General features: G+C 46.1%; 20 protein-coding genes and 1 other annotated feature. All 20 genes read left to right on the forward strand.

Translation table 11 applies throughout. The annotated features are described in order from the left end of the window. Positions 1-6: 6 nt before the first annotated feature. The 20 genes from murC (at position 7) to pheA (ending at position 17784) form a co-directional block, all read left to right on the forward strand. Entirely contained in the window at positions 7-1392 is a 1386-nt protein-coding gene (gene murC, locus AAHF22_RS13720; protein ID WP_347325581.1) for a UDP-N-acetylmuramate--L-alanine ligase, read from the forward strand. 183 nt (positions 1393-1575) lie between these two features. Then, entirely contained in the window at positions 1576-1818 is a 243-nt protein-coding gene (locus AAHF22_RS13725) for a DUF4321 domain-containing protein (RefSeq protein WP_347325582.1), read from the forward strand. A 63-nt stretch (positions 1819-1881) separates the two neighbouring features. Further along, positions 1882-2493, forward strand: a complete 612-nt coding sequence (locus tag AAHF22_RS13730) for a Maf family protein (RefSeq protein WP_347325583.1) — start codon at positions 1882-1884, stop codon at positions 2491-2493. A gap of 25 nt (positions 2494-2518) precedes the next feature. Then, positions 2519-3208 (forward strand): RadC family protein, encoded by a 690-nt coding sequence (gene radC, locus AAHF22_RS13735; RefSeq protein ID WP_347325584.1) that lies wholly within the window; start codon positions 2519-2521, stop codon positions 3206-3208. Between the two features lie 39 nt (positions 3209-3247). Then, complete coding sequence (locus AAHF22_RS13740) at positions 3248-4282, forward strand: rod shape-determining protein (protein WP_347325585.1); 1035 nt, start codon at positions 3248-3250, stop codon at positions 4280-4282. Between the two features lie 58 nt (positions 4283-4340). Then, positions 4341-5213, forward strand: coding sequence for a rod shape-determining protein MreC (gene mreC, locus AAHF22_RS13745; RefSeq protein ID WP_347325586.1), 873 nt, complete (start codon positions 4341-4343; stop codon positions 5211-5213). Beyond that, entirely contained in the window at positions 5213-5743 is a 531-nt protein-coding gene (gene mreD, locus AAHF22_RS13750; protein ID WP_347325587.1) for a rod shape-determining protein MreD, read from the forward strand. Before mreC ends, mreD begins: the two co-directional genes overlap by 1 nt. A gap of 107 nt (positions 5744-5850) precedes the next feature. Next, entirely contained in the window at positions 5851-6525 is a 675-nt protein-coding gene (locus tag AAHF22_RS13755; protein ID WP_347325588.1) for a septum site-determining protein MinC, read from the forward strand. A gap of 3 nt (positions 6526-6528) precedes the next feature. After that, positions 6529-7323 (forward strand): septum site-determining protein MinD, encoded by a 795-nt coding sequence (gene minD, locus AAHF22_RS13760; RefSeq protein ID WP_347325589.1) that lies wholly within the window; start codon positions 6529-6531, stop codon positions 7321-7323. A gap of 6 nt (positions 7324-7329) precedes the next feature. Beyond that, a complete protein-coding gene (locus AAHF22_RS13765) occupies positions 7330-8472 on the forward strand; it encodes an FtsW/RodA/SpoVE family cell cycle protein (RefSeq protein WP_347325590.1) in 1143 nt (380 codons plus the stop codon). 458 nt (positions 8473-8930) lie between these two features. Continuing rightward, positions 8931-10178, forward strand: a complete 1248-nt coding sequence (locus tag AAHF22_RS13770; protein WP_347325591.1) for an Rne/Rng family ribonuclease — start codon at positions 8931-8933, stop codon at positions 10176-10178. A gap of 54 nt (positions 10179-10232) precedes the next feature. Next, positions 10233-10317 (forward strand) — a sequence feature (ribosomal protein L21 leader region). A 13-nt stretch (positions 10318-10330) separates the two neighbouring features. Beyond that, on the forward strand, positions 10331-10642 hold the full coding sequence (gene rplU / locus AAHF22_RS13775) for a 50S ribosomal protein L21 (protein WP_347325592.1): 312 nt from the start codon (positions 10331-10333) through the stop codon (positions 10640-10642). A 13-nt stretch (positions 10643-10655) separates the two neighbouring features. Next, complete coding sequence (locus tag AAHF22_RS13780; protein ID WP_347325593.1) at positions 10656-11003, forward strand: ribosomal-processing cysteine protease Prp; 348 nt, start codon at positions 10656-10658, stop codon at positions 11001-11003. 5 nt (positions 11004-11008) lie between these two features. Next, positions 11009-11320, forward strand: a complete 312-nt coding sequence (gene rpmA, locus AAHF22_RS13785) for a 50S ribosomal protein L27 (protein WP_188777152.1) — start codon at positions 11009-11011, stop codon at positions 11318-11320. 201 nt (positions 11321-11521) lie between these two features. Then, positions 11522-12334 (forward strand): Spo0B domain-containing protein, encoded by an 813-nt coding sequence (locus AAHF22_RS13790; RefSeq protein ID WP_347325594.1) that lies wholly within the window; start codon positions 11522-11524, stop codon positions 12332-12334. 51 nt (positions 12335-12385) lie between these two features. Then, positions 12386-13696 (forward strand): GTPase ObgE, encoded by a 1311-nt coding sequence (obgE, locus tag AAHF22_RS13795; RefSeq protein WP_347325595.1) that lies wholly within the window; start codon positions 12386-12388, stop codon positions 13694-13696. 331 nt (positions 13697-14027) lie between these two features. Then, entirely contained in the window at positions 14028-14465 is a 438-nt protein-coding gene (locus AAHF22_RS13800; protein WP_347325596.1) for an ACT domain-containing protein, read from the forward strand. Positions 14466-14572: 107 nt separating this feature from the next. Continuing rightward, positions 14573-15862, forward strand: a complete 1290-nt coding sequence (locus AAHF22_RS13805; protein ID WP_347325597.1) for a homoserine dehydrogenase — start codon at positions 14573-14575, stop codon at positions 15860-15862. Positions 15863-15877: 15 nt separating this feature from the next. After that, entirely contained in the window at positions 15878-16876 is a 999-nt protein-coding gene (gene thrB, locus AAHF22_RS13810; protein ID WP_347325598.1) for a homoserine kinase, read from the forward strand. Continuing rightward, complete coding sequence (gene pheA, locus AAHF22_RS13815) at positions 16873-17784, forward strand: prephenate dehydratase (RefSeq protein ID WP_347325599.1); 912 nt, start codon at positions 16873-16875, stop codon at positions 17782-17784. Before thrB ends, pheA begins: the two co-directional genes overlap by 4 nt. The last annotated feature ends 804 nt before the right edge of the window (positions 17785-18588 follow it).

Here is an 18588-nt window from a genome sequence, read left to right on the forward strand (position 1 = left end):
GACAGGATGAATAAAACACAACATATACATTTTATCGGTATTGGTGGATACGGCATGAGTGCGATCGCCAAGGTGCTACTGGAAATGGGATATAAAGTTACCGGCTCCGATGTAGCGATGAGCGCACTGGCGCAAAAGCTACAGCAGCAAGGAGCAGCAGTGCATATCGGGCATTCGCCAGAGATGGTGCATGGCGCAGACCTGCTCGTGTATTCCTCCGCCGTAGCGCAGGACGATGTGGAGCTGGTCGAAGCACGTAAATTGAACATTCCCGTGCTGCATCGCTCGGAAATGCTGGCACGTTTGCTGAATGAACGCAAAGGTGTCGCTGTTGCAGGCGCACATGGCAAAACAACAACGTCTTCCATGATCGCATTAGTGCTGGAAGAATGCGCAACCGATCCGACCTATATTATTGGCGGCGAGATCGTGAATCTCGGTACGAATGCCAAAGCAGGCAAAAGCGACTATGTAGTTGCCGAAGCGGATGAAAGTGATGGCACATTCCTGCAATATCATCCGGCAATTGCAGTTGTCACGAATATCGAAGCGGATCATCTGGAAAACTATGACGGGGATTTTGCCAATATTAAAGCGGCATACGTGCAATTTTTGAGTCAGCTACAGCCGGGTGGTAAAGCGATCGTCAATGCCGATGATGAAAATATCCGTGAGCTGTTGCCGAATATCGAAGGCGATACAATCACTTTTGGTGTGGAAGAAACAGCCGATTATACCGCAACCGAGATCGAGCCGGGCGATCGTCGTATTTCGTTTATGATGAATGTTCATGGCGAACAACTGGGTACGGTGCATCTGTCTGTGCCAGGTATTCACAATGTGTACAATGCGATGGCAACGATCATTGCGTGTTTGCAAACAGGGCTATCTTTTACCGAAGCAGCGGCAGCGATTGTACGTTTTCAGGGGGCGAAGCGACGCTTCCAAGTGATGGGCGAAGCACGCGATATTTTGATCGTGGACGATTATGCACACCATCCGACTGAAATCGAAGTAACGCTACAAGCAGCACGTGCAACAGGCAAGCGCATCATTGCGATTTTTCAACCGCAGCGCTATTCACGCACGTATTTCCTGCTCGATGAATTCAGTCGTGCATTTAGCGAAGCGGATGAAGTGATCATTACTGATATTTACGCGCCAGCGGGTGAAAAGCAGATCGAGGGCGTGAATTCATCGGTGCTCGTCGATTTGATTCGCAAGCATAGCAATGAAAATGTAACCTATGTGGCAGACAAGCAAACGGTCATTGATGAACTGTCTTCGCGCATGAATGCAGGCGATCTGATCATTACGATGGGTGCAGGCGATATTTGGAAAGTTGCTAAAGCACTCGCTGAACAGTTACAATCAACAGAAGTTACCGACTGATTCCAAGCGAATCGATAAGGTGATCCTTGCACAATCGAAACGGATATGCGAAAAAGACTGTCGTCTGGCAGTCTTTTTCAATGTGTACGACCATATAAGCATCAGCTTTCTTTTTTGTTTGTATTGCCGCTGGAATCAACGTATAATAATGTGGTGTCAAATTAAAGGCAGGGGAATCCTCGTATGAAAAAGAATGCAGGAACACTGATTTTATTTTTGTTGCTTGGCTGGCTGCTGGGCACATGGGTATCTACATTGCTGGAACCCGTAAAGATGATCTCTTTTTTGACCAAATCGACAACGATTGATTGGTCTCCCAGTGCGAATTTGAACATTATTCGTTACACTATTGATCTTCATTTGAAAATGAGTTTGCTCAGTCTGCTTGGCGTCATCGCCTCGATCTGGCTGTATCGTAAGCTTTAGGATCAGATGAAGCCTGAATGCTTGAATAACTTACTGACATGGTAAAAGGAGAGGGCCTTTCTTATGAGCAGACCACATTTACGTCGCACGATTGTACTGGCGTCCGCGTCTCCGAGGAGAAAGGAATTGATGGCCTCTTTGCAATTGGAGTTTGAGGTGTTGCCAAGTGATGCTGACGAATCCGTCCCAGCAGAGTGGTCGCCCGAGCAGGTCGTAACCGAACTTGCCGTGCGTAAGGCAGAAGCAGTGCGGGAACAAGCGGCTGCGCAATGGCGGGACGCGCTAATTATTGGCAGCGATACAATTGTCGTGCTGGATGGGCGTATTTTTGGTAAGCCGGTGAATGAAGTGGACTCCGAAGACATGCTAACGAAGCTTCAAGGTCGGACACACCATGTGTATACAGGGATTGCCTGTGTAGACGCTACTACTGGACATACACGTACCGAGTACAGTCGAACTGCCGTACATATGAAGTCCCTTACGCCACAGCGGATTCAAGCTTACGTGCGTAGTGGAGAACCTGCCGATAAAGCGGGATCGTATGCTATTCAAGGATTAGGTTCTACGCTAGTCGAGCGGATCGAAGGCTGTTATTTCACTGTCGTCGGATTGCCAGTGCCCGTATTAAGCGATATGCTGGAGGAGTTTGGCGTATCGGTGCTTGAAGCTTAATTCCTGATAGAGAAGAGGAACGTGCATGGAGTCGCCACAATATCTTTTGCGCGATATTCCCCTTGAAGATCGTCCGCGTGAGCGGATGATGAGTTATGGGGAGGAATCGCTGAGTCATGCCGAATTGCTGGCGATTTTGCTTCGAACCGGTACAAGGGACGAGTCTGCTGTTCATCTCGCTGCACGTATTTTGCAGCAGGTAGGTAGTATACGTCAACTGGTCGATATGAGCATCGAAGAGCTGACAACCATTCGTGGCATTGGCACCGCCAAAGCGATTCAAATCAAGGCTGGTATTGAGTTGGGAAGACGGATTGCACGTACTGGACGCGAAGAAGCACGGATCGTGCGCTCGCCGAAGGATGCGGCAGATTTTCTGATGGAACAGATGCGTTACTTGCAAAAAGAACATTTTGTATGCCTATTTCTCAATACGAAGAATCATATTATTTCCCAGGAAACGTTATCGATGGGCAGCTTAAATGCATCGATTGTTCATCCGCGTGAAGTGTTTCGTGCTGCAATCAAATGCAGCAGCGCGTCGGTGATTTGTGCGCATAATCATCCAAGCGGTGATCCCACGCCAAGTCCGGAGGATGTAGCGTTGACGCGCAGGCTAGTGGAAGCTGGACAATTGATCGGTATTGAAGTGCTGGATCATCTCGTGATCGGGGACACCAGATTCGTAAGTTTGAAGGAACAGGGCCTAATGTAATATAATAGTCGAGATTCAGAGGAAAGGGAGTTAAAAGTTATGTTTGGGAGCTTTACAAAATATCTGGGGATTGACCTCGGAACCGCGAATACACTCGTTTATGCAAAAGGAAAAGGAATTATCGTGAGGGAGCCTTCTGTCGTAGCCATTCGTACCGATACGAATACGATTGAAGCGGTTGGTGAATCTGCCAAAAAAATGATCGGACGCACACCTGGTAATATCCGTGCGATCCGTCCGATGAAAGACGGCGTTATCGCTGACTTTGATACAACAGCGACGATGATCAAGTACTTCATCCGTCAAGCTCAAAAGCAGCGTTCGATGTTCCCACAACATCCATACGTGATGGTTTGTGTGCCTTCCGGTATTACTGCTGTCGAGCAGCGTGCAGTAGAAGACGCAACGAAGCAAGCAGGTGCGCGTGAAGCGTATACGATCGAAGAGCCGTTTGCAGCAGCAATCGGTGCAGATTTGCCAGTATGGGAACCGACAGGTAGTATGGTCGTAGATATCGGTGGTGGTACAACCGAAGTCGCGGTCATCTCCCTCGGTGGTATTGTAACAAGCCGCTCTGTACGTGTAGCAGGTGATGAGATGGATGAAGCAATCATCCAGTACATCAAACGTCAGTACAATCTGATGATCGGTGAGCGTACATCCGAGCAACTCAAAATGGATATTGGTTCTGCCACTCCATTTGAAAAAGTGGAAACACTTGAAATTCGCGGTCGTGACCTCGTAAGCGGTCTGCCGAAAACGTTGACTATTACCTCTGACGAAATTGCAGAAGCGCTGTCTGACACCGTTACTGCCATCGTAGAAGCGGTCAAAGTTACACTGGAAAAATGTCCGCCAGAACTGGCAGCCGACATTATGGATCGTGGTATCGTATTGACAGGTGGCGGCGCGTTGCTGCGTAACCTGGACAAGCTGCTTGCAGGTGAAACAGGCATGCCGGTTATCGTAGCTGAGAATCCACTGGATTGTGTAGCGATCGGTACAGGCAGAGCGCTTGAAAATATCGATATGTTGAAAGCGCGCAGTAGCTCGGCCGTCCGTTCCAAACGATAATTTACGGCCATTATGGTCAACCCCCATCAGGGAAGAATAACCGTTAATTAAGAGGGTGTTGAAACTGTTTAAGCTGCTGGGTAACAAGAAACTGTTTATCCTGCTGGTAGGACTGATTTTATTCATCGCGTTAATGGGATATACATTGACCAACCGCGGCTCGATATCCTGGCCGGAGAAATTCACCCGGGATACAGTCGGTTTTGTGCAAGGTGTATTTTACAAGCCCGCTTCTTACATAGCGGGCTTCTTTGAAGATATCAGTGACCTGAACGGAGTATACGAGGAGAATCAGCAATTAAAGCTGACTGCGGCACAGTATATGATGCAGCAAGCCAACTATAACCGTCTGGTAAAGGATAATGAACGCTACAAGGAGCAACTGAAATTTACACAAAATCAGCTTGCTCAAAACAAGTTTGATCTGCATATTGCCAACGTAACAAGCGTTGACAATGATGAAGATACAGGAACGATCGTGATTGACCTCGGTAGCAAAGATGGTGTGCGTAAAGATATGCCGGTCATCTCGCTGCAAGGCATGGTCGGTATCGTCAGTCAAACGAGCAATTACCATGCAACTGTCAAACTGCTCACTACACTTGATCCGCTTGATCCGAACTCTAAAGCGATTGCTGCTACAGCTGTTGGTAAAGAGAACGAGTCGTTCGGTATGGTAGAAAGCTATGACAAAGCGACGGGAATGTTAACGATGACGCAGATCAAAGAAAATGATCCACTCGCAGTTGGCGATACGATCGTATCTTCTGGTAGTGGCGGTCTGTTCCCTCGTGGAATGATCATCGGCAAAGTTGTAAGTCGCCAGGTAGGTGACTTTGGTTTGACGAATACAGCGACCATCGATCCATCAGCAGACTTCAAAGACTGGAAAGAAGTGTTTGTCGTGTATACGAAGGAGGCACAGGAATAATGGCGCGCCGTATCGTGTTGCTGCTGCTGTTATTCTTCGTCTTCATCTGGGAGGGTACGATTGTACCCTGGCTTATTCCAGATGCGATGCATGGACGGCTGATTCCGCATTTGACGTACATTTTAATTTTGTTCGTTTCGATCTATTATCACCGTCATACAGCGCTTGTGCTCGGCTTGATTTTTGGATTGCTGCATGACGTTGTATTTTATGGTGATATGATCGGGGCGTATGCGTTTGCAATGGGGTTGTCAGCCTATGTGCTCGGACTGCTTTTTCAATCAACGAAAGCTCCGTATCCGCTGATGATGACAGTCGTTCTGATCGGCAGCTTGCTGCTAGATCATTTGCTGTACGGTATTTATCTCGTATTCGGATTGACGCGTGAGCCTTATGCGTGGGCACTTGGACACTATATGTTTCCGAATTTGTTGCTGCATTTTGTATTTGCGCTCATTATTTGTGTGCCTGTACGCCGTCAGCTCGAAGAGGTTGCAAAGCTGCGCAGACGCGCTGCCGAAGAGGAATAGGCGCGCGCGTAGCGGCCGTGACCTAATAGGTCGCGGTCTTAATTATTAGTTCAGGCAGGATTTCCCGCCGTCAGCACGAACTGATAGTAGGTGGGGGTGAGCGATGAATGGCTGTAAAAGCTTCACGCTTTGTAACGATTAAAGGGATAAAAGATGGATTAACATTCCAATTTAATGATACATGTGACTTCGAAGACCTGGTCACCGAGCTACGGTTTAAGCTGGAGCATACGCACCAGAGTATTTTGACCGGACCGCTTGTGCATGTAGATATCCGTACGGGCAAGCGACAATTGACCGAAGAACAGAAGGATACACTGCTCGATATTTTGAGTCAGAAGGGCAATTTGCTAGTTCGCTCCTTTGAGGAGTTTGTACCAGCTGAGCCAGAGCCTGAGGTATATGATCGCAATCGTGTTCGGATTGTTACAGGTATGGTACGGTCAGGTCAGGTGTTACAGTATGAAGGACCGATATTGTTTCTCGGCGATGTGAATGCAGGCGGTACAATTACGAGTACAGACGATATTTATATCCTCGGATCTTTGCGCGGAATGGCGCATGCCGGTATTAATGGCAATAAGGATGTAGTCATCGCAGCTTCATTCTTTTCACCGACCCAGCTACGTATTGCCGATCTGATCAGCCGTCCGCCCGATGAGGGCGAAAGCCGCGAATCGCATATGGAATTTGCGTATTTGCAAGACGGTGTGATGAAGATTGATAAAATAGCCAATATCGCTCGGCTAGGTCGGGATTTTAATGTGTTTAAAGGGGTGTAGTACATGGGAGAGGCTATTGTCATCACTTCAGGCAAAGGCGGAGTCGGAAAGACAACCACTTCCGCAAATATAGGTACCGCGCTCGCGCTGCTCGGCAAAAAGGTTTGTCTGGTTGATACCGATATCGGCCTGCGTAATCTCGATGTCGTGATGGGTCTGGAGAACCGGATCATCTATGATCTGTGTGACGTTGCCGATGGCCGTTGTCGGCTGAATCAAGCGCTTGTGAAAGATAAACGTTTTGATGAGCTGTACATGCTGCCTGCTGCACAGACCAAAGATAAAAATGCGGTTTCACCAGAGCAGGTGAAAGAAATTGTTTTAGAATTAAAGAAAGATTTTGATTATGTTTTAATTGATTGTCCTGCTGGGATCGAGCAGGGCTTCAAAAATGCAATTGCTGGAGCCGATCAGGCGATCGTCATGACGACACCGGAAAATGCTTCGGTGCGTGATGCTGACCGCGTGATTGGTTTGCTGGAAAATTCCCATATTCGTTCACCCAAACTGGTGGTGAATCGGATTCGTCATAACATGGTCAAGTCGGGCGATATGCTGGATATTGATGAAGTGCTGCAAGTGCTGAATATTGATCTGCTCGGTGTCGTACCTGACGATGAACTGGTCATTAAGGCTTCCAATTCAGGCGAGCCGACCGTAATGAACCCTGACTCCAAAGCAGCTATTGCGTATCGCAATATCGCACGTCGTATTTTGGGCGATACGGTTCCACTCATGCCCCTGGATCAGAAGGATAGTACCTTTTCTCGCTTTAAGAAGTTTTTTGGAATGGGTTGATGGATTTTGCTTAACAAGTTTAAAAAGCTGGATTGGGGAATTATTTCCCTGCTCGGTGTGTTTATGGTATTCAGCACATTGCTCGTGCGCAGTGCGATTGCACCCGATCCCAAGTTTGCAGGTTATGATGGACGGACATTAATTTTTTATGTGGTTGGGTTTATCGTATTGTTTGCAACGAGCATTTTTGATTATCGCCTTTTGCTTCGCAAGCACTGGTACTGGTATGGAATCGGTCTGTTATCCCTGCTACTCCTGTATCCACTCGGAGCCGAGATTAACGGAGCGAAGTCGTGGTACAATTTTCCGGGCTTTCAATTTCAGCCTGCCGAAATGGTTAAAATTGTCGTTATTTTATCGACAGCGTATCTGCTTGGTAAACGTGATGGTGATCCGCTTCGGTTTCGTTCAGATTTGCTGCCAACCGGGCTTGTCGTCTTTGTACCGTTTTTCCTCGTACTCATTCAGCCTGACCTCGGGAATGCGATCATCTATCTGATCATTCTGGTCGGTATGTTATGGATCGGCAATACGAAGTATACGCATGTCATTATCGGACTCGGCGTCGTTATTGGTGCGTTAGTGCTTATCATGGTGCTGTTTACGAGCTTTAACCAGCAAATTCATGATTATCTGTATTCGCATAATAAGTTCCACTGGTATGAGCGGATTAATACGTTTGTTGATCCGAGCCAGGCGTCGGATGACGCGAAGCATCAGTCCAGCTATGCGAAGATCGCTGTAGGTTCAGGTGGCTTGTTCGGTGACGGTTATATGCAGGGACAGCTGAAAAATAACAAATTCGTACCTTATCCGTATTCCGATTCGATCTTCGTTGTAATCGGGGAAGAGTTTGGGTTTATCGGTGCATCGATATTGTTGCTTATGTATTTCCTGCTCATTTACCGTATGATTCTCATCGCACTACAATGTTATGATCGACGCGGATCGTACATTATCGTAGGGATTGTCAGCATGTTCGTATTCCAGATTTTTGAGAATGTCGGCATGATGATCGGTTTGATGCCGATTACAGGGATCACACTGCCATTTATTAGTTATGGGGGTACGTCGCTATTACTAAATATGTTCAGTATCGGGCTTGTACTCAGCATTAAAATTTATCAGGAAAAATATGAAGTAGAGTAACGCAGCGCTTTTACGATCAGGCGATATGATTTTCATGGCGTCAAACGATAGTTGTAGCGATACGAATCCAGTTTGAGATTTTGGAGTAGTGTAAAACAGTCGACTTGTAGAGTCGGCTGTTTTTTCATATTAGATCGAAGTCTGCCCTCTTCTTCTTTCGCTAAGTAATGTCTATCCCAGCAAAAATAGTTTGCATACCCCTTGTAAAACGTTCATTAAAATCGTGAATCATAATGCGGTCATAGTTGCAGTTAAGCTCGCTTCATTGAAACTTTTTAGGGAAGCCGCCCGTCTACTATAGAAGAGGATAACTGCCTTTCGTTACGTAAGGGACAGAAAACGTATTGCTTTACCTATATGTTATATATCTTTTGTGTTATATATCTTTGTCATTTTGCTTCTGATTAGCTAGCCTGACATATGAACACAGCCTGAAGAGATAGAGGTGAAATATCCTGATGAAGCAAATGATCGTGAGCTGTGATCGAGCCGAAACACGAATGGCATTACTGGATAAAGGTGAACTGGTAGAATTTGCTTCCGAACGCTCCTCCGGTAAAGGGATTGCCGGTAATTTTTATAAAGGCAAAGTGATGAATGTGTTGCCTGGTATTCAGGCTGCATTTGTAGATATTGGTCAAAAGAAAAACGGGTTTTTGTACATTGATGATGTACTGCATCCTCATATGGATAAGCAACCGAGCGTGAAGCCTAATATTGCAGAGCTGATTCAACCCGGTCAGGAATTGATTGTGCAGGTGACGAAGGAACCGTCAGGCAGCAAAGGAGCCAAGCTAACAACGCATTATTCGTTGCCAGGTCGCTGGCTCGTCTATATGCCGTATGCTGATTATATTGCTGTATCCAAAAAGGTGAGTACCGAGCAGGAGCGAACACGGCTTCGACAGCTGGGTGAAGATCTCCGTCAGGATGAAGAAGGACTCATTTTGCGTACCGTTGCTGAAGGTGAACATGATGAGGCGATTGCCAGTGACCTGTTAATGTTGCGAAGCCTATGGAAGCAAATTATAAAGAGAGCAGATCGACGACGTCCACCAGCAGAACTACATCGTGATCTTGGCCTGGTCGAACGAATGCTGCGTGATGTGTTTCACCCACAGGAGGATCATTTTATTACCGATGATGCAGCCTGTATGGAGCAAGTGCAGCTGTTTTTACAGGGCATCACCGCTTCCGATGAATCTGCACATGTCGAACTTTATCGCGATGCTGAACCGATCTTACAGCGGTTTGGTGTACAGGAAAAGTTATATCATGATTTTCAGCGCCGCGTATGGCTGGAAGGTGGCAGCTATATCGTTTGGGATCAGACCGAAGCATTAACGGTAGTTGATGTGAACACAGGCAAGTTTACCGGTGGTGCTACGTTAGAAGAGACCGTCACACAGACGAATATAGCAGCTGCCGAAAAGATTGCTCGTTTACTGCGCTTACGTGATACGGGTGGGATTATTATTATCGATTTTATCGATATGGATCAGGACTCCAATCGTCGCCTTGTCGTTGAAGCTTTAGAAAGAGTATTGGTACAGGATCGCACCAAAGCACATATCGTAGGCTGGACAAGGCTCGGCTTGCTTGAAATGACTCGTAAAAAGGCCAGGGAAGAGACCGCTAGCTTTGCGTATCAGACGTGTTCGGTCTGTCATGGTACAGGTAAAATTGCATCATGGATTAGGGATTGATTTATTGAGGTGGCTGTGCTACAATCATTTGGTATGTGTCGGATATAACTCCCTCACATGCTGTAACCGCTCCGATCGGGTTATAAGTTCTGTTATGTTACATAGCGGACACCTGCATTAGGCGAGTCTGAGACATGAGGAGGTGCAAGAGAATGTACGCAATTATCGAAACAGGTGGTAAACAATACAAAGTGCAAGAAGGCGACGTATTGTTCATCGAGAAACTGGAAGCTGCTGATGGCGAAAGCGTAACGTTTGACCGCGTTCTGGCGGTATCCAAAGAGGACGGTCTGGTAACAGGTCTGCCACTGGTAGAAAACGCAACCGTAACAGCGAAAGTTGAAAAACACGGTAAAGGGCACAAAATTGTAGTTTACAAATACAAGCCTAAGAAAAACTACCACAAAAAACAAGGTCATCGTCAACCTTATACTAAAGTGACTATCGAGAAAATCCAGGCATAAGAAGGTGCGGTAATTGATTATCGTGCGTATCGAACGGCTTGAGGATGGAACAATTCAAGGTTTTTCATCACGTGGACATGCAGGCTATGCTGATCCTGGAGAAGACATTGTATGTGCAGCGGTTTCAGCCATTACGGTTGGAGCGGTGAACTCGATTGAAACTTTGACCGGTATAGTGATGAAGTCTAAGATGAAAGACGGATTTTTGAGTGCGCGTTTGCGGAATCTTCCAGATGATGCACCGCATGATAACGTTCAATTGTTGCTTGAATCCATGCAAGTTATGCTTGTAACGATCGAAGAGTCTTACGGTGAGTATATACAAATAAAGCAAGTTACTATAACGGAAAAAAGGAGGTAGACAACATGTTGAAGCTTAATTTGCAATTGTTCGCTTCGAAGAAAGGTGTAGGTTCCACAAAGAACGGTCGTGATTCCCACTCCAAACGTCTAGGAGCAAAACGTGCAGATGGCCAATTCGTACTTGGTGGCAACATTTTGTATCGTCAACGCGGTACTAAAATCCACCCAGGAACAAACGTGGGCATCGGCAAAGACGACACATTGTTTGCAAAAGTTGACGGCGTCGTGAAATTCGAACGTTGGGGCCGTGACCGCAAAAAAGTGAGCGTCTACCCGGTTGACGTTGCTCCAGTAGCAGCAGCAATCGAACAATAATCCTTTCTTCGGATAGGATGAGCAAGCCTCCGGTACGTGTCAGTGCCGGAGGCTTGCTGTATTTATAGAAGCTCTATATAGGAATAAGCTATTCTCGCTACAGCACATGTGCAATAATCCCCTTCGTTTTCCTCGTTTGACAAATCGTGGTTATGTTATACTTAGTGTTGAGAATAAACACTTAACGATGGGAGCGAAACGATGAAGCATTTTGGCTGGCGTCCGGCTGTGCTTGCCGGAACGATTATTTTACCATTGGCAGTAACTTATCGCTGGAATACGCTCCCTGCTTTTATTTTACTGGGAGTATGGATTGCCTTCGTTTACTGGCTTGGTTTGAAAATGGTACATGGCGAACTGGCGGAGCAACATCGGTTAGAACGATTGGCAGCTCGCATTAAAGAGGAAGAAGCGAAGAACACTAATTCTGCTGCGGTTGCCCCATCGAATTCATTTACAGACCAGGAGCAGCTATATGAGACAGCAATTGAAGCATTTAGCCATCATCGTCATGATTGGATGAATGATTTACAATTGTTGTATGGCTATGTTCAGCTAGGAAACCGTGAGCGACTCGTTGAAAATATCGAACGTATTAAGGAGCAAATGAATGCAGATAGCCGTGTTTCCCGATTAGGGATTCCGAAGCTTGTCTTTTATTTGCAAACATTCACAGCCATTAATCGTAATATGAAGCTGGAATTGGAGATCGAAGATGGAATGACGCTTGCCGCACGGCTTACGCCGGAACAGAGTGAGGCGTTGACCCGAGTGATGCAGCAGACGATCTCCGCGTATGAACAATATGGAGGATCGTCCTGGGGTGAATGCCCCACACTGTTTATTATGATTCGTAGTAGCGATGACGGCATGGAAGTGATTTTTGAGCCGGAAGGTGATTATCCAGATGCGGACACATTCTGGCTTGAAGTCACTCGTTATGTGCAGCAGACGAATATTCGGGTATCGCGATTGGATGAAGACCCGGCATCGATCACACTGCATATCGGATAGTAAGGTTCCCTGATTGAATAGGGAAAGTATTTTGAAAATAGAGGTGCAATTATGTTTGTAGATAAAGCGAAGATTTATGTAAAAGGTGGAGACGGCGGTAACGGTGCAATCTCGTTTCGTCGTGAGAAATACGTGCCAAACGGTGGACCTGCTGGCGGTGACGGTGGTCGCGGCGGCGATGTGATTTTCCGTGTAGATGAAGGTTTGCGTACACTGATGGATTTCCGTTATCAGCGCCACTTTAAAGGACAACGCGGCGAAAAAGGCCGGACGAAAAACCAGCATGGTGCAGGTGCAGACGATATGATCGTTCGTATCCCACCAGGTACTGTCATTATTGATGAAACGAGCGGCGAAGTGCTAGCTGACCTGACGCGCCACAATCAAGAGATTGTCGTTGCAAAAGGCGGACGCGGAGGACGTGGGAATACTCGCTTCTCTACACCGGCAAACCCTGCACCGTATCTTGCGGAAAATGGCGAAGAAGGCGAAGAGCGTAATATCGTGCTGGAGCTGAAAGTGATGGCGGATGTCGGTCTGGTTGGTTTCCCAAGTGTCGGCAAATCAACGCTGCTATCGGTTGTATCCGCAGCTGAACCGAAAATCGGTGCCTACCATTTTACAACGATTACGCCTAATCTGGGTGTGGTCGCTGTCGGTGATGATCGCAGCTTCGTCATGGCAGATTTGCCAGGTCTGATTGAAGGTGCTCATGAAGGTATTGGTTTGGGTCATGAATTTTTGCGTCACGTTGAACGTACGCGTGTTATTATTCACGTCGTTGATGTATCCGGCTCCGAAGGACGCGATCCATTCGAAGATTGGATGAAGATTAATGAAGAATTGAAGCTGTACAGTGCAGAGCTGGAAAAGCGTCCGCAAATTGTTGCAGCGAATAAGATGGATATGGAAGAAGCACAACAAAACCTGGAGGAGTTCACGCGTCAGGTACTTGAAGTGAGACCGGATATCCAGATCATTCCGATTTCTTCGCTGACACGTCAGGGTATTCAGGAACTGTTGTACAAAGCAGCAGATCAACTGGATCAAATGCCTGATGTCGTTGCCGTAGAAGAAGTTCAAGAGGTTGCCGAACGTAAAGTGTATCGTCTGGAAAAACAAGAAGACGATGGCTTCAAAATTTATCGCGAGAACGAAATTTTTGTGGTCGAGAGCAAAAAAATCGAAAACATCATGAAACGGATGCAATTGAATTCCGAAGATGCGATTATGAAGCTGGGTCGTACGCTGCGTCATATGGGCGTGGACAGCGAGTTGCGTAAACGCGGTGCCAAAGACGGTACGGTCGTTCGGATCGGCGAGCTGGAGTTTGAATTTGTTGAAGGAAGCAGTTATTTCTAAGCCGATCAGCATGATGGGGCGGACTTGCTGGGATCCGTTGTGTTAACGATCCATGATGAGCATGACAATATAGATTACAAATAGAGCCGATTGCTAAGCTGAAACGGCATCATTACAAAGCACGATATTTTGCAATAACAGGTTGAAGAAGGAACGTTCTTCACACTGTGGTGCAGAGATCGTGCTTTTTATTTTATGTTCAATGCTACCGTTTTCATCCCTATCCTTCCTTAAATGTAAGCCTGATCATGGAAAAAGTGGTTGCCTGACATGGACAGTTACATTATAATGTCCACTATATGAAAACATGAGTCTTTGAGGAGAGGACGTTGTGAAAGAAAAATATTATCTAGTACGTGAAGATATTTTACCTGAAGCTGTGCTCAAAACGATGCGGGTAAAAGAACTGCTGGCTTCCGGCCATACGCGCACAATTAATGAAGCGGTAGAAAAGGTTGGACTTAGCCGTAGTGCATTTTACAAATACAAGGATGGCATTCATCCGCTTAATCGTTTGGAAAAAGATCGGATTATTACCATCTCCTTTGATCTGGATCACCGTTCTGGCATTCTGTCTCATGTGCTGGGCTTGATGGCTGAATATGGAGGGAATGTGCTCACGATTCATCAGAGTATCCCGTTACAGGGGAGAGCGAATGTGGTGCTGTCTGTAGAAACGACCCGTTTAACCGAAGATCTGGATACGATGGTAGAAGCGATGCAAAATGTAGCGGGTGTACGGCATATTCATATTATCGGTCAGGGCTAATGCAGACTGTCACAGACTCATATACAATGGATGAAAGTATACTATTCCCGTATATAACAGACTAGACAACAAATGAGCAGAAATCGTCTTAGGAGGGGAAAGACAAGATGAAACCAGTAAAAGTAGGCTTATTAGGATTAGGTACAGTCGGAACCGGTGTCGTTCGTATCGTACAGGGTAACCAGGAAGACCTGAGCAGTCAGGTCGGTTCACCGATCACGATTGAGAAGGTAGCTGTCCGAAGCGTGGACAAGGTACGCAATATCGATATCGATCCGGCTCGTCTGACGACCGATCCGTGGGAAGTAATTCGCGATCCGGATATTGATGTGATCGTTGAAGTGATGGGCGGTATCGATTTAACACGTGAGTACATTTTGGAAGCACTGGAACGTGGTAAACATGTCGTAACCGCGAATAAGGATCTGATGGCGCTACATGGCAGTGCGATTTTGGCCAAAGCGCAGGAGAAGCAGTGCGATGTCTTTTATGAAGCAAGTGTCGCTGGTGGGATTCCGATTATCCGTACATTGATCGAAGGTTTCTCGTCCGATCGAATTGTAAAAATTATGGGAATTGTCAACGGAACGACTAACTATATTTTAAGCAAAATGAGTCAGGAAGGTGCATCCTACGAGGATGTGCTAAAAGAAGCGCAAGAGCTTGGTTATGCGGAATCTGATCCGACCAGTGATGTAGAAGGATTGGATGCAGCACGCAAAATGGCCATTCTCGGTACGCTCGGTTTCCGCACGAATGTGGAACTATCCGATGTGACCGTACAAGGCATCTCTTCCGTTACGAAAGAAGATATTAATTACGCCAAAAATTTGGGCTATGAAATGAAGCTGCTCGGTATTGCGACAAGCCAGAATGATCATATTACAATTAGCGTACAGCCGACGATGATTCGGAAAAATCATCCGCTTGCTTCGGTCAACGGTGTATTCAATGCCGTGTATGTGCATGGTGAATCGGTAGGCGAAACGATGTTTTATGGCGCAGGTGCCGGTGAATTGCCAACAGCCACTTCAGTCGTTGCCGATCTAATTGCGATCATTAAAAATCTCAAGCTCGGCGTGAACGGACTGAAAGCGATCGTACCGTACAAGCAGAAAAAGCTACAATCGGATGATCAGGTGATGTACAAAAACTTTATTTTGCTGCATGTGGATGATAAAGCAGGGGTGCTTGCTCAGATTACCCAGGTATTTGCCGAATATAATGTTAGCTTGGCCTCGGTTGTACAGCAGCCTAATGCGACCAATCCAGATGCGGAGATTGTGATCATTACTCACCGTGCCAGCAAGGCGAGCTTTGACCGAGTATTACAGTATTTTGAAAATCTCGATGTGATTCAGCGCATCAAGAGCGTATATCGGGTTGAAGATATTTAAAGGAGCCATGTAGTGATGATAACGAATAAAGGTTTTGAAAAAATAGATACGCCGCGCAAAGCAGTTCGTGTGGCAATCCCGGCAAGTACGGCCAATCTGGGACCAGGCTTTGATACGCTTGGCATGGCGCTCGGATTATACTCCTGGATTGAAATGAAAGAAGCCGCGCAGACGTCAATTACGCTGCTGGGTGATCAGCTATACGGCATCCCTACAGATAAAACGAATTTGATTTATAAAATGGCGCAGGCTGTGTTCCGTAAAGCAAATGTATCGATACCGGAATTAGAAATTACGATGTATTCGGATATTCCGTTGACACGTGGACTTGGTAGTAGTGCTTCTGCATTGATTGGTGCGCTGGCAGCAGCGAATGCATTAACCGGGCATGTACTTCCGGATGAAGAGTTGCTACATATGGCGACTGCCTTTGAAAAGCATCCTGATAATGTGGGAGCTTCTCTTTATGGTGGAATTGTAGTAGCGACGTGGGATGGGCAGCACGCCAATTGTGTGCGCATTACGCCCCCAACGGAGTTACAGGCACTTGTGATCATTCCGGATTTTCAGTTGTCTACAACAAAAGCGCGTGAAGTATTGCCAACGCAATTGTCGATGGCAGATGCCATTTACAATATTAGCCGTAGCTCATTGCTCGTAGCGGCGCTTTATTCGGGCAAGCTACATCTTATTCGTGAAGCGATGCAGGATCGTCTGCATCAGCCTTATCGTGCAACACTGGTGCCAGGCATGGAACAGATTTTGGAACAGGCAACGAACCACGGAGCACTTGGTATCGCGCTTAGCGGTGCAGGTCCAACGATGATTGCATTTGTGGATCGTCATTCCGCACAGAAAGAACAGTTAGCACATTATTTGATGGATACGATGAAGGCACAGGGGATTACAGCGAGTACATTGTGGCTTGAACCTGTAACTGAGGGCGTTATATACTATTACGATACCGAAACCTATTCATTTATGGATATTGTCAAAGGAGAAGTTCGTTTATGATTCGTATTGCTGCCTTACCGTCTGGCTCCGTATCTCATGAAGCGCTACTTCATATTCTGGGCGATCAACCGATCGAGATCGTTCATCACAAAATGATTGCCGATGTATTTCTATCGACTGCGCAGGGGAAAACGGATTATAGCGTCATTCCGATCGAAAATACGATTGAAGGCTCTGTCACACTGCATATGGATTGGCTCGTACATGAAGTCGATATTCCGATGCAATTAGAATGGGTGTATCCCTCCATTCAAAATCTGATCGGTCGCCGCGATGAATTAAGGAGTGCTGGAGAAGCTTCGTCTTCAGTTAGCTCGGAAAGTGAATTGGACTATAGTCGTATCCATAAAGTGCTGTCTCATCCGGTAGCAATGGCACAATGTCATCAGTTTATCCGTAGCACATTGCCGGCAGCTGAGCTGGAGCATGTAGGCAGTACGGCTGAAGCGGTACAAATGGTCAGTCAGAATCCGGGTCAGGGACTGGCAGCAATCGGTACATCGCTAGGAGCGCAAAAATACGGCTTGGATATACTAGCCGAGCGGATTACCGATCATAATAACAATCATACTCGTTTTGTATTGATCGGAAATCGCCCAATTACCGTTAAAAAAGAAGCGGATCATGTGAAGACAAGCATGTTGATCACATTATCCGAAGATTATGCTGGAGCACTGCATCAGGTGCTGGCTGCCTTTTCATGGCGCAAGCTCAATCTTTCCCGTATCGAATCGCGCCCAACGAAGAAAAAGCTGGGCAACTATTATTTCTACATCGATGTACTTGCTTCTCAAGATTCTGTACTGATCAAAGCAGCGATGGAAGAAATTCAGGCGCTTGGCTGCCAGGTACGCGTACTTGGCTCGTACCCATGTTATGAGTACAATTTGGCAAGAGCTAAGAGCTAAGAGCTAAGAGCTAAGAGCTAAGAGCTAAGAGCTAAGATGAAAGTTAAAAGCGCGCCTGTAAGAGCGAACGATATAGCGAACCGAACTATATAAAGAAAGAATAAAGACAGGACATGGGCAGCAACCAGATGTAGCATCATGCTATAGGTTAGCTTCATATCTACTGTCTTTATTTTTATACATTTGAATCTTTGATGTAGTCTTCTATTGATCGAAAAGCAATCAACGCACATTATAACGATGGTTGCAGGATATACCTCATTCAAGTTCAAAGCCACGCATGAAATTATTACGGTTACGAGTATGGATGAGTGAATAGAAAACAGATAATAAGCTATAGATAGAGTTAATTCTAATGATTGATTTGGGTAAAATAGCTTTCGAAAATAAATTATAAAAAAGTGCTTGCCAAATATCTAAGACCATGATATATTATAAAAGTTGTCACGAACGAGTGATGACGAAGCGAGAAAAGCTGGTTTTAGTTCTTAAGTAACATAAAAGAATGTGAAGCAGCGTTCCAGTCAGCACTTTTTAAGTTTCCAACCAAAACGGGTTGAAAAAAACTTCAAAAAAAGTTGTTGACAGAAAAGAAAGAAAATGATAAGATATAAGAGTTGCTGCGAGAGACACTGAGCGGCAACGAAAGAGTTTGATCTTTGAAAACTGAACAACGAGTGAGTGAAGAACTTAGTTCTTCAAATATAGAGAACAGCAATGTTCTCGCCAGCAAGAAATGAGCACGTCAAACACTTTATTGGAGAGTTTGATCCTGGCTCAGGACGAACGCTGGCGGCGTGCCTA

The organism is Paenibacillus wenxiniae (assembly GCF_039822605.1).
Taxonomy (GTDB): domain Bacteria; phylum Bacillota; class Bacilli; order Paenibacillales; family Paenibacillaceae; genus Saccharibacillus; species Saccharibacillus wenxiniae.

Coding starts and splice junctions, on each gene's coding strand:
- AAHF22_RS13740 (WP_347325585.1), top strand. CDS start 3,248: ATGTTTGGGAGCTTTACAAAATATCTGGGGATTGACCTCGGAACCGCG.
- rplU (WP_347325592.1), top strand. CDS start 10,331: ATGTACGCAATTATCGAAACAGGTGGTAAACAATACAAAGTGCAAGAA.
- radC (WP_347325584.1), top strand. CDS start 2,519: ATGGAGTCGCCACAATATCTTTTGCGCGATATTCCCCTTGAAGATCGT.
- AAHF22_RS13805 (WP_347325597.1), top strand. CDS start 14,573: ATGAAACCAGTAAAAGTAGGCTTATTAGGATTAGGTACAGTCGGAACC.
- murC (WP_347325581.1), top strand. CDS start 7: ATGAATAAAACACAACATATACATTTTATCGGTATTGGTGGATACGGC.
- minD (WP_347325589.1), top strand. CDS start 6,529: ATGGGAGAGGCTATTGTCATCACTTCAGGCAAAGGCGGAGTCGGAAAG.
- obgE (WP_347325595.1), top strand. CDS start 12,386: ATGTTTGTAGATAAAGCGAAGATTTATGTAAAAGGTGGAGACGGCGGT.
- mreD (WP_347325587.1), top strand. CDS start 5,213: ATGGCGCGCCGTATCGTGTTGCTGCTGCTGTTATTCTTCGTCTTCATC.
- AAHF22_RS13725 (WP_347325582.1), top strand. CDS start 1,576: ATGAAAAAGAATGCAGGAACACTGATTTTATTTTTGTTGCTTGGCTGG.
- rpmA (WP_188777152.1), top strand. CDS start 11,009: ATGTTGAAGCTTAATTTGCAATTGTTCGCTTCGAAGAAAGGTGTAGGT.
- pheA (WP_347325599.1), top strand. CDS start 16,873: ATGATTCGTATTGCTGCCTTACCGTCTGGCTCCGTATCTCATGAAGCG.
- AAHF22_RS13755 (WP_347325588.1), top strand. CDS start 5,851: ATGGCTGTAAAAGCTTCACGCTTTGTAACGATTAAAGGGATAAAAGAT.
- AAHF22_RS13790 (WP_347325594.1), top strand. CDS start 11,522: ATGAAGCATTTTGGCTGGCGTCCGGCTGTGCTTGCCGGAACGATTATT.
- AAHF22_RS13770 (WP_347325591.1), top strand. CDS start 8,931: ATGAAGCAAATGATCGTGAGCTGTGATCGAGCCGAAACACGAATGGCA.
- thrB (WP_347325598.1), top strand. CDS start 15,878: ATGATAACGAATAAAGGTTTTGAAAAAATAGATACGCCGCGCAAAGCA.
- AAHF22_RS13730 (WP_347325583.1), top strand. CDS start 1,882: ATGAGCAGACCACATTTACGTCGCACGATTGTACTGGCGTCCGCGTCT.